At 49.5% G+C, this 11500-nt stretch carries 10 protein-coding genes; 7 read left to right on the forward strand and 3 right to left on the reverse strand.

Annotated elements, in window-relative coordinates:
* Positions 1–512: 512 nt before the first annotated feature.
* Positions 513–3014, reverse strand: a complete 2502-nt coding sequence (locus HQ50_RS02325; RefSeq protein ID WP_039428103.1) for a TonB-dependent receptor — start codon at positions 3012–3014, stop codon at positions 513–515.
* A gap of 335 nt (positions 3015–3349) precedes the next feature.
* Positions 3350–3709, reverse strand: coding sequence for a hypothetical protein (locus tag HQ50_RS02330; RefSeq protein WP_018964655.1), 360 nt, complete (start codon positions 3707–3709; stop codon positions 3350–3352).
* 509 nt (positions 3710–4218) lie between these two features.
* Between HQ50_RS02330 and HQ50_RS02335 the strand changes: the two genes are divergently transcribed.
* The 7 genes from HQ50_RS02335 (at position 4219) to HQ50_RS02365 (ending at position 11201) form a co-directional block, all read left to right on the forward strand.
* A complete protein-coding gene (locus tag HQ50_RS02335; protein ID WP_039428105.1) occupies positions 4219–5211 on the forward strand; it encodes a YeiH family protein in 993 nt (330 codons plus the stop codon).
* 144 nt (positions 5212–5355) lie between these two features.
* Positions 5356–6699 carry a deoxyguanosinetriphosphate triphosphohydrolase family protein gene (locus HQ50_RS02340; protein WP_018964657.1) on the forward strand — a complete coding sequence of 448 codons (1344 nt, stop codon included), beginning with the start codon at positions 5356–5358 and terminating at the stop codon, positions 6697–6699.
* A gap of 60 nt (positions 6700–6759) precedes the next feature.
* Positions 6760–7476: a 4-hydroxy-tetrahydrodipicolinate reductase gene (gene dapB, locus HQ50_RS02345; protein ID WP_039428107.1), complete on the forward strand. Its 717-nt coding sequence runs from the start codon at positions 6760–6762 to the stop codon at positions 7474–7476.
* Between the two features lie 17 nt (positions 7477–7493).
* Positions 7494–8894, forward strand: coding sequence for a signal peptidase I (gene lepB / locus HQ50_RS02350; protein ID WP_018964659.1), 1401 nt, complete (start codon positions 7494–7496; stop codon positions 8892–8894).
* The gene (gene lepB, locus HQ50_RS02355; protein WP_039428108.1) at positions 8884–9510 is read left to right on the forward strand and encodes a signal peptidase I; all 627 of its coding nucleotides are present in this window, start codon (positions 8884–8886) and stop codon (positions 9508–9510) included. Before lepB (HQ50_RS02350) ends, lepB (HQ50_RS02355) begins: the two co-directional genes overlap by 11 nt.
* 20 nt (positions 9511–9530) lie before the next feature.
* Positions 9531–10169 (forward strand): WbqC family protein, encoded by a 639-nt coding sequence (locus tag HQ50_RS02360; protein ID WP_039428110.1) that lies wholly within the window; start codon positions 9531–9533, stop codon positions 10167–10169.
* A 57-nt stretch (positions 10170–10226) separates the two neighbouring features.
* A complete protein-coding gene (locus HQ50_RS02365) occupies positions 10227–11201 on the forward strand; it encodes a polyprenyl synthetase family protein (RefSeq protein WP_039428112.1) in 975 nt (324 codons plus the stop codon).
* 110 nt (positions 11202–11311) lie between these two features.
* On the opposite strand, the gene HQ50_RS11820 is transcribed toward HQ50_RS02365, so the two are convergent.
* Positions 11312–11473 carry a hypothetical protein gene (locus HQ50_RS11820; RefSeq protein WP_196296391.1) on the reverse strand — a complete coding sequence of 54 codons (162 nt, stop codon included), beginning with the start codon at positions 11471–11473 and terminating at the stop codon, positions 11312–11314.
* Positions 11474–11500 lie beyond the last annotated feature (27 nt).

Raw genomic sequence — 11500 nt, forward strand, 5'->3', positions numbered from 1 at the left:
CCACATAGACTGTCAATAAACCTGTTGAAAATTCGCTGATAAAAACTTGTTTATTCTCTTGCCCGATCCGAAAGAATCTTCATATAAAATTATTCTTCTGCTAAGACAAAAAAGTTAGCAGCAAATTCTCATCAACTTTTGCCAAGGATTATTCACAGCTCGGCACAAAAACAAACAGACCGAATCGACCGTAGAAACAAAAGTTTTCCACATTCCGATAGAAACTCATTGGCTATCAGCATTCAACGAAGTGGATAACCTGTTAGTAAGCTATCAGTATCTATTCCAAATCTGTTAATCCCCTACCCTATTCACCGAGCAGTTACAAGCCTTATCAACAGTTTCAACCGACCTCCTTCTTCCTATATATTTTTTCTTTTCAAAAAGGAATATATAATAAAAAGAAAATCGGTTGCCCACCTGTTGAAAGGTGAAGCAACCGATCGCGTCACAGATATAGAAAAGTAGCTATGAATCTTATTTGATCAGTAGCCGGATTATCGGTTGTGGGATCAGAAATTGATCTTTGTACCGATGAAAATCCTTCTGGGCTGCATAGGACCGTATACGTAAGTAGAAGCTCTACCCGGTCCCTTGTCCGTGTCTTTCTGATAGCTGTTGAATATGTTCTGTATTCCGGCATTCAATTCCAAGGTCATAGTGGAAGCAAGGTGAAAGTCGTGGCTCAGCTTGAGGTCTATATCGGCGAAGGCCGGAGTCTTGACGAGCTTGGCATGACCTTCGGCCAAACCTTTGAATTGCTGACCATTCATTTCAAAGTCGAACGATCCGTCCGAAGCTATGTGTTCTGCGGGAATATCGCCTTCATAGGCTTCGTGTACTACATCCATTTTGCCCGTGAATGTACCGGAGAGATTGATGGCGAAGTGCTCGGTAGGACGTACCGTAGCAACGAAATAGCCGTACAGATTCGGAGTACGTACATAGTCTTTCACAGAGATCTCGGCTTGTCCCGTTGTTTTGTCCGCTTCTACTGCAGTATAGATGCTGCCGTAGCGGCTTCTCTGCCATGTACCGCCGAGCTGGAGGTCGAACGATTTGTTGTAGGCGATTCTTCCTTCCAGATTCACGCCATATACCTTGGATACTCCATCCTTGTCGTTGTAGATGGTACGAATGATCCATTCTTTGCCATCGCTCATGGTTTCAACCTTATCGGATGGTTTGAACTGATTGCTGATAAAGGTGGCGAAGGCTTCTCCCATGATATTGAATTGCCATTCGTCTGCTCTGTGGTAGTAATCGAAAGAGGCACTGATGCTTCGCGAACGTTCTTCTTTCAGATCGGAGGAAAGGACACGGCTGATAGGAGTACCGCCGGCCAACTCTACGTGCAGATCCTCATCGAAATACTGAGGAGCGCGGAATCCTTCGCTGTATGAGAGTCGGAAGCTGAGATCCTTATTGGGATTGTATCGTACATTGGCTCTGGGGCTGAAAATGAAGAGCGGATCGATATAGCGTTTACCATCCTGATTGAGGAGAACATAGTCGATACGTGCTCCAATCAGGGCACTCAACTTCTCCGTCTTATATTCGAGCTGGTCGTACTGGCTGAAAGTAGAGGTGTTCTGATCTATTTTGCTTGGTCTGTAGCCACTTCTGTCATCGAGTTGGCCGTAGATATATTCGAGTCCGCCGGTGAAGTCCCAGTTTTCTCCGAAGGTATGACGGTACATACCTCCTCCTTGCAAGTCGAATCCCTTGGTGGTACCGTAGGAAGTAAGAGCCGTGAAAGCATCGTTGTATTCGTCTGATTCGGTGCTTCCGCTCTGAACTGCTCCGTTCAGCAGATTTTCGGTATAGTCGCCACCTCCGTAGTAGCTACGACGCTGAACGTCCTGTGCCGAAGCATACAGGCTGAAGAAATCCTTGCCACCGCTGAAACCCTGATCGAATTTGACACTTCCGCCATTGATATAGTGCTGGAGATATTCCGCTATCTGAGCTTCGAAAGGAGGATTGTCCAGTCTGTCGCCACCACGACGGTATTCCTGCATGCTGTGATATTCGAGAGTCGCTTTGCTGTAGAGGCCGGTCTTATAGTATGAGCGGAAACCGAGCGAGCGGTTGCGTAGGTTGGGTAGTTCGGTAAAGCTGTCTCCGTCTATATCCTGTCCGGGACGGTAGTTGTGTTGGCCGAATACCATGACACCGGCTTTGCGATCTTCCGTCAGCATAGAACCGTTGAACTGGGTCGTATTTTGGAAGCTCCCCCACCCTTTTGCGTGGTCGAACGTCATTGTAGAATGGCTGATCTCGGCCGAATTGCGAAGTGGCTCTTTCGTGATTACGTTGATAACGCCTCCTACGGCATTGGAGCCGAACAGAGCCGAACCTCCACCACGGATGACTTCTACACGTTCGATCATATTGGCAGGCATCTGCTCCAAACCGTAGACCCCGGCAAGCGAACTGAAGATAGGATGACTGTCTATAAGAATTTGCGAATAGGCTCCTTCGAGTCCGTTGATACGAACTTGGTTGAAACCGCAGTTCTGACAGTTGTCCTCTACGCGCAGACCGGGCTGAAACTTAAGTCCTTGGCTCAGGTTGGTAGAGTTGGTTTTGAGGAAGAGTTCCGGCGATAGTACCGTTACCAACGAAGGTGCTTGGCGGCGGAAAGTCTCGTTTCTATTGGCTGATACCACTACCCCATCGAGAGAGAGAACCTCTTCGGTCAGATAGAGGTCTACGTGGCGAGAACCACCCTTTTCGATATGTACTTTTTCTTCGCAAGTGGAGTAACCCATCAGTCGGGCTACGATGGTCTGATTACCCGAAGGGATTCCCTTGATCGAGTAGTTTCCGTTTGCATCCGTGGAAGTTCCGAGGGTTGTCCCTTTGACGAATACTTGTACGTATGCGATAGGTTCTTTTGAGCTTTTGTCCACTACAGTACCTGTAACGGATCCACCCGATTGCTGAGCCGATGCGCTCATTCCTAAGAATAGGAAAGCAATGATGAAGCTGATAATGTTTAGTTGTTTCATTTTATTTTCTGATTGGATTAGCTTGATATGGATATAGTCTTTTTTTATTGTCTATTCGGTATCCTTGTTCCGATCTTTTCCGGTCGGTTTTTGAGGTTGGAAGAGTAAGCGGTAAATACTGACAGTACTGTACCCCACCCCCTATCCTACGATAAGATCGGTATCTAAGAAGGATGAAAAATCCTTGCACTGCGGCTACGAATGCATATTCAATCCCCTTGATAAATCAGCCGTGGAGAGGCAGATCTACAAGTGTGCCGATGCAGCGGATCTCATTGTGAGCACGTGCGATACCATCCGAATGAATGGATCGTCAGAAATAAGGTAAGAATGGATCAGGCTACGGGAGGAGCCCTGAGATGATTGGAAGGAGTTGGCTCCGAAATGAGGGCAATAAGATTGTCGCAAAAGAAAGGGACGACGCCGACAGCCCTCACAGGTTCTTCCAAGTCTAAGGCCGGCGTATCCAAATAAGTCGTAAATATGGCCGAAAGCTGATTGTACAGTATCAATTCCGAATCCGAATGTGGATTGTCCTGCGGATCGCTTTCGTTGTCGCCCCACTGTACGTGGGAGTGGACGATGATCACGCCATTGATGATATGGACGTGAGTGAAAGATATGACCAAGCCGGCATATACTGCGAAGAGTATAGGCAGAAAATAGCGTACGGTTCGGTTCAATCTTTCTTTCATTTGAAGTCAAAATTACGCGTTTTGTCAGACATAATGTACTGACAAATCGGTCGTTCGGTGCAAATTACCTACAGATGAGGATCCTACACCATGGTCAGATGCATAATTCGGCACAGGAATGTTAAAAAAAATACCTTACTTGAGAGGGCTTAAAAAGTCGCGCGTAAAGTATTTTTTTCCGGCGCCGGAAAGGAAAAATTCTCGAACCAAAACGAAAACTTTGTGGCGTGAGATTTTTCCAATTCTCGTTCCATTATTTCTGAGATTGCGGTTCGCTTTTTATGAAAGAATGGCCGAGGTCGGATTGTGCTCTGCTCTATATTAAAAAACGAAAAGGCCGTTCGGTTCACTTCACATACAATATTTTTGCCCAAGAGAAGGAAACGCTGCTAAAAAGGCATAGCGATCGGTGATGGCAAGCGGTCAAAAAAAGAAGAGGAATTTTTTCCCAAGCGGCGATACAAAATACCTACTTTTGTGCCTGAATTACTCCGTAAAATACCCGATTCATGAATACGAACAACCCGCAACCGCATATTTCCCGAATAGTGTATCCTGCCATAGTAGTGTTCTTGATCCTTACGCTCTTGGGCAGTTTGGTAGAGAGATTTCATCCTTTCACTTCCTGGCTTACGCCTCCTGTGGCTCTGTTGATGGGCTTGGCCTATGCCCTTATTTTCGGATCCACGCACCGACGGGCGAACAAATTGGGTTCGAAAGTGCTATTGCAGTACTCCGTAGTCGGACTCGGTTTCGGTATGAATCTGGGCGAGTCGTTGGCATCCGGTCGCGATGGTATGATGTTTACGATAATTTCCGTATTCGGCACCCTTCTGTTGGGATGGTTCATCGGGCGGAAAATCCTACAGATGAATCGCAATACTTCCGCTCTGATCAGTGCCGGAACGGCTATCTGCGGCGGTAGTGCCATCGCGGCAGTGGGTCCCATATTGAAGGCCGAAGAGCACGAAATGTCTGTAGCATTGGGTACCGTCTTCCTGCTCAATGCCGTTGCACTCTTTATCTTTCCGTCGATAGGTCACTGGCTTGCTCTGGATCAGCAGCAGTTCGGCACTTGGGCTGCCATCGCCATCCACGATACGAGTTCGGTGGTGGGTGCCGGATCGGCTTATGGAGAAGAAGCACTCAGGGTGGCTACGACTATCAAGCTGACAAGGGCCTTGTGGATCGTACCGCTTACTCTGGTATTCTCTTTTGTCTATAAGACGAAAGGAGCCAATCGCTTTCCCGTACCCCTGTTCATCCTCTTTTTTATCGGGGCTATCATCCTGAATACCTATCTGCTGGAGGCATATTTCCCCGAGGTCGGGCGTTTTGTTGCTTCCTTGGCTCGAAAAGGCCTTACCCTGTCCCTCTTTTTCATCGGAGCATCGCTGACCAAAGAAGTGATTGCCAATGTGGGCGTTCGTGCTCTGCTACAGGGATTGTTCCTGTGGATACTGATCAGTGTCGGCTCTCTTGCCTTCATTTTGCTGATCTGAGAGGAGGTAGTCGGCTCTCGTCCGGACATTAGCTGTGGGAAGTATTTCCGGTCGTGGGAGCGGACGGATCTTTCCTTTTTCGGATAGTGTCGGCATTCTGTCGAATCTTTCTATCTTTAACTCGATAAGAATCAGATTGGAACAATGACTATGATGCAGTGGGAGCGATTGCTCTCCGACAAAAGGGTGGGGATGGAGCACTACCACCAACCGAAACAATCGGCTCAGCCATGGGAGAGAACGGACTTCGAACGAGATTATGACCGCATGGTCTTTTCTTCTCCTTTTCGCCGGCTGCAAAACAAGGCACAGGTATTCCCCCTCGCAGGCAATATATTCGTACACAATCGTCTCACACACAGCCTCGAAGTGAGCTGTGTGGGACGCTCGCTCGGCAATAATATCACACGCGGACTGAAAGCGCGGTATGGCGAATTGCCATGGGAACCGGGGGCCATCAGTGCCATTGTGTCGGCTGCCTGTCTGGCTCACGATATGGGCAATCCTCCTTTCGGTCACAGCGGCGAGCGTGCCATTTCGGCCTATTTCCGCGAAGGAAAGGGTAGGGTATGGGAGGATGCAGTCCGCAAGGAAGGTGGCCGCTGGGAAGACTTCCTGCACTTCGAAGGCAATGCCAACGCTTTCCGCCTGCTGACGCATCAGTTCGAAGGCCGCCGCAAGGGTGGCTTTGCCCTTACGTACAGTACGGTGGCTTCGATCGTCAAATATCCATACAGCAGCGAGATGGCAGGCAAGGCCGGCAAATTCGGATTCTTCGCCACGGAAGAGGATACTTTCCTTATGATCGCCGAAGAGCTCGGCATGCTATGCCGAAGCCGGCATCCGGTGAAATACGCTCGCTATCCGCTGGTCTATCTGGTGGAGGCAGCCGACGACATCTGCTACCAAATCATGGATATAGAGGATGCGTACAAGCTCCGTATCCTCACTTATGCCGAGACGGAAAGCCTCTTTCTGGCTTTTTGCCCCGAGGAGGAACTCCGGCATATACGCGGCGTACTCGATCATATCACGGATGCCAATGAACAGATCGCTTACCTCCGTTCGCGTGTGATCAGTCTGCTCGTCGATTCATGCACCCGGGTCTTTCTGGATCATGAAGACGAGATATTGTCCGGCACCTTCTCCGGCACTCTTGTCGGAGCTATGGAAACACGGCTGAAAGAGGCCTACGCTGCCTGTGCCCGTATGGCCTATTCGAAGATCTACGTGGCGCGCGATGTGGTGGATGTGGAGCTTGCCGGACATCAGATATTCGGCGCGCTGATAGATAAGATGATGCAGGCCCTCACCAACCCTGATCATGCCTATAGCCGGACGCTGCTCAGTCGGGTAAGTACGCAGTACAATATACGGGAGGAGAGCCTCTACGGCAAGATACAGTGCACGCTGGACTATATATCCGGCATGACCGATATATACGCACTGGATCTGTACCGCAAGATCACGGGAATGAATTTGCGCTAAATCTGTGTACCTTTGGTCCTTGCGGCCGGGTACGGTTCGTTTTTCCAAGAAGAAAATCCTATGAAAATAGTACTGATAGGGTATGGCAAGATGGGACATGTGATCGAGCGGATTGCATGCAGCCGAGGGCATGAAGTGGTACTGACGATCGATGCCGGAGAGGAAGATCGTTTCGATTCGATAGCGTTTCGTTCGGCCGATGTAGCCATCGAATTTACCCGTCCGGATGCCGCCTATGCGAATTGCTCGCGCTGTATGGATAAGTCCGTGCCGGTGGTGTGCGGGACTACGGGGTGGACAGAGCGTCTGCCCGAGCTGGAAGAACGCTGCCGACGGGAGGGAAAGACCCTCTTCTGGGCTTCGAACTTCAGCATCGGGGTCAATCTTTTTTTCTCGCTCAGTCGTATGTTTGCCCGATTGATGAGCCGGCACGATCAGTACCGTCCTCACCTGACGGAAATCCATCATGTACATAAGTTGGACGCTCCGAGCGGAACGGCTATTACACTGGCCGAAGGATTGATAGCCGATTCTCCGTCGCTGGATGCTTGGCGACTGACGGAGACGCCGGAGGAGAACGAGCTGCCGATCACTTCCATCCGAGAGGGGGAGGTGCCCGGTATCCACAGCATATCCTATACATCCGAGGTGGATCGGCTGACGATATGCCACGAAGCTTTCGGTCGAGAGGGATTCGCCCTTGGTGCCGTGCTGGCTGCCGAATATGCTGCCACGCACAAAGGCTTTCTGACGATGAACGATTTAATCAGCTTATAACACAACAGAATAACGATATGACCTTCCACTGGAAAGATTTGACGCCATGGCGTCGTATAAAAGGCGTTGCCATCACCATCCTTTACCTCCTTTTTTGTATATGGGCCGGCCCGTTTTGGCTGATTTTTCTGCCTTTGATCGTAGATTACTATTTCTTCCATATTATCAAATGGGGCTGGTATAAGAATATCCGAAACAAGACGCTTCGGATCATTTGCAGCTGGGTGGCAGACATTATCTACTGTGTCGTAGCCGTTACCTTTATCTTCGCTTTTCTGTTTCAGAACTTCGCCATTCCGACTTCTTCGCTGGAGAAGACCTTGCTTATAGGCGACTACCTCTTCGTGAGCAAGCTCTCGTACGGGCCGCGTTCGCCCATGACGCCGCTTGGTGTGCCGCTGACGCACAATACGATGCCGCTGACGGGTGGCAAATCGTTCTCGGACAAGCCTCTCTTGCCGTACAAGCGACTGAAAGGCTTCGGACACGTCAAAGAGGGAGATTTGGTGGTGTTCAACTTCCCTGCAGGCGATACGGTGGCCGTGAAGCAGCCCAATCCGGATTATTATATGTGGAAGAAACTCGTAGGACGGGAGGAGATTTGGAGCAATCCGGACTTCTACGGGGAGATCGTTTACCGCCCGGTGGACAGGCGCGACCACTACGTGAAACGCTGTGTGGGTATGCCGGGGCAAGAATTGAGCATCAAGGATAATCAGATCTATATAGATGGCAAGCAGCAGCGCAATCCACGCAATATGCAGCTGAACTATCTGGTGCGGATGAGCAGAGAGATGAGCGTAGACTTGATAGACGAACTGGGTATCAACTATGATGATGTACGAGCGGCTTCGAGCGAAGAGTTAGCGGCTTCGTCCGGTTCCAATCTTATTGATTCGGCTTCGAATCAGCCTCAAATCATCTATCATTTGCCACTAACGGGAGGGATGCTGGACAAGTTGCGTGCGGAGCCTTCTTTCGTCAAGGCCGTAGTGGAGCCTACTCCTATCGGTCCGCTGTATCCGCTGGAGTATGAAACAGGATGGACGCGCGACAATTACGGCCCCATCCTGATCCCGGCCAAGGGTATGACGGTTCGTTTGACACCGTTGAATCTGGCCCTGTATAGCCGTTGTATCCGCAATTTCGAAGGAAATAAGCTGGTGCAGAAAGCTGACGGCACGGTCCTCATCAACGATCGTCCGGCCGATTCCTACACCTTCAAGATGGACTATTATTTCATGATGGGGGATAATCGGCACAACTCCGCGGACAGTCGCTACTGGGGATTCGTACCGGAGGATCATATCGTAGGTAAACCTGTATTCATTTGGTTGTCCCTGAACAAGGACAAGAAGAGTCTCTTCGGAGGCAAGATCCGCTTCGGTAGAATGATGCGAACGGTCAATGCAGATTAAATCGCGGCATAAGAACAGAATTTTCTTCATAGGCTTGCCGGCACTCGTTTTGTTGTCGGCCATCCTCATTCGTCTCTTCCTTGTTACTACCTATCGTGTCCGAAGCGATGCCATGCTCCCGACCTACCGGTCCGGAAAGCTGCTATGGATCAATCGGATCGCATCGCCGGACAGGGGAGATGTTCTGGTCATAAAGTACAGACAAGATGGCAAAGCGGACTCGCGACTCTATCTGGCACGGCTGATAGGATTGCCCGGTGACAGCCTCTTTCTATCGAAGGGTGGGGTAGTCGCGAACAGTCGAAAACTGAAGTTGCCCACCTCTTTGCTTCCTCGTGAGCCTTATAAAATTATCATTCCGAGGAATGACAGGACTTATCGCCTGACTCCTCTGTCTTTACTTGCCTGCCGCAGAGCGATCGAAGAGGAGTGCAGTTCGAACATCAGCTTTCGCCGAGGAAAACTCTATCGCGACGGTGCCGAAACGGCTTTCTTCCATTTCCGCCGCAATTACTACTGGATTCTGGCGGACAATCCTGCGAGCGGACCCGATTCCCGCCATCTCGGTATCGTGCCCGAAGAGAGTATCGTGGGAGTGGTCATGAACGCAAATTGAATAGGGGAGTGGCAGAGCGTATGAATCTTCTCTCTCCTTCCGATCCGATCGTCCTCTCTACGGCTTACCTGCCACCGATCCAATACTTCACGAAGCTATTGCATCCCGAGGGTGTTCTTTTGGAGACGGCAGAAAATTTTGCGAAGCAAAGCTATCGCAATCGTTGCCACATAGCCGGACCCGAAGGTATGCAGCCGCTGACCATACCGGTCGAAAAATCTCCCTCTCCCAAGACACCGATTAGAGATATTCGCATCAGTGAGCATGGCAACTGGCGTCATTTGCACCTGAATGCACTTATCAGCTCTTACGGGTCTGCACCGTTTTTTGACCATTATATGGCTGAAATAGAGTGGTTTTACCGGCATAAATACACCTTCCTTTGGGACTTTAATTTGGATCTCCTTTCCGTATGCCTTGAATGGCTGGACATATCGCCGTTAATTATGTTTACTTCTGAGTACGTGGAGGACTATCACAATGACTTTCGCTACTCGATTCGTCCCAAGCAAGCTCCCGATGATGAAAGTTTTTTCCCGCCTACATACTACCGCACTTTTGCCCATAAGCAGGAATTTCTGCCTAACCTAAGTATTGTCGATCTCATTTTTCATGAAGGACCATTGGCCATATCTATATTGAAGGGGTCTATTCGTTGAAGAATATGGGTAAGAAAATCTCTATCTTTGTTTGAATTGATAACAACCTCTCCCATTATGACAACTCTCGAAGCTATACAGGCACCGGTCAACGAATTCGTCAAGGATTTTCATCATTCGTTCGAGCACGCGCTTCATTCCCAGTCGGAATGGATGACGAAAGCGATAAAGATCTTGAACGGCTCTACCGGTAAACATGTCCGTCCGCTCCTGACCGGATTGGTCGCTACCGTCTGTGCCGGCAAAACGAATGCGACGACTCTCGAAGCGGCTGTCCTGCTGGAAATGATCCATACGGCTACGCTGATCCACGACGACGTCATTGATATGGCTTCTACGCGTCGGGGAGTACCGACACTCAATGCTTTTTTCGATAATCGTGTGACCGTTTTGATGGGGGACTTCGTGCTGTCTTCCGCTCTGATGCGCGCCATCGCTCTGAATGATATTCGCATCATCACGATTATATCTCAGTTGGGGCGCGACTTGTCGGAGGGTGAAATCAGGCAGTTCGAGACGGCTGACAATGTGATTATAGACGAAGACGTGTATATGGAGGTGATCCGACAGAAAACGGCCATGCTCTTTAGTGCCTGTGCCGAGGTCGGTGCCATTACCGTTCAGGCTCCGGCAGAGATTGTGGAAAAGGTGAAGAGGGTAGGGGAGTTGCTCGGCTATGCTTTCCAGATTAGAGACGACATATTCGATTACTATCGGAATGATGTAGGCAAACCTACGGGCAATGATATACGCGAAGGGAAGATTACACTGCCGCTACTGTTTGCTCTCAAGAACGAACAGACTGCACTGCGGGATCATTGCCTCACCATCCTGAACCAAAAAGCTTTCTCGGAAGAGGATTTGCAGCTTCTTACCTCCTTTGCCATAGAGCACGGTGGCATAGCTTATGCCGAAAGAAAAATGACTGAGTTTGTAGACAAAGCAAAGGCCGAGTTGGCCGTTTTCCCTGACTCGGATGCTCTGCAGTCACTGCTTGCTTTGGCTGATTTTATCGTACAAAGAGCGAAATAATAAGTCTTGTACTCATTTTTTCCAAAAAGCCGAGCTGCAATCCGATAAATTGCAGTTCGGCTTTTCCTTTGATTCTATGGATGTCGTTTTCGAGAGTCGTGTCGCTACGGCTATTTTGGCGACTCCGTTTGCGCCGGAGGATTGATCTTTTCCTCGCGGTGGCGTCCGACTTCTTCGATATAGCGGTAGTACATATCGGTGAAAGTCTGGCAGGTACCCGGATTTTCCCGCTCCTTTTCTTCTTGAGTCTTTCTCTTACGGATGATAGCCATAGCTGCTTTTTTCGATTAGGCTGCGTT

The sequence above is a fragment of the Porphyromonas sp. COT-052 OH4946 genome, assembly GCF_000765965.1.
GTDB lineage: Bacteria > Bacteroidota > Bacteroidia > Bacteroidales > Porphyromonadaceae > Porphyromonas > Porphyromonas gulae.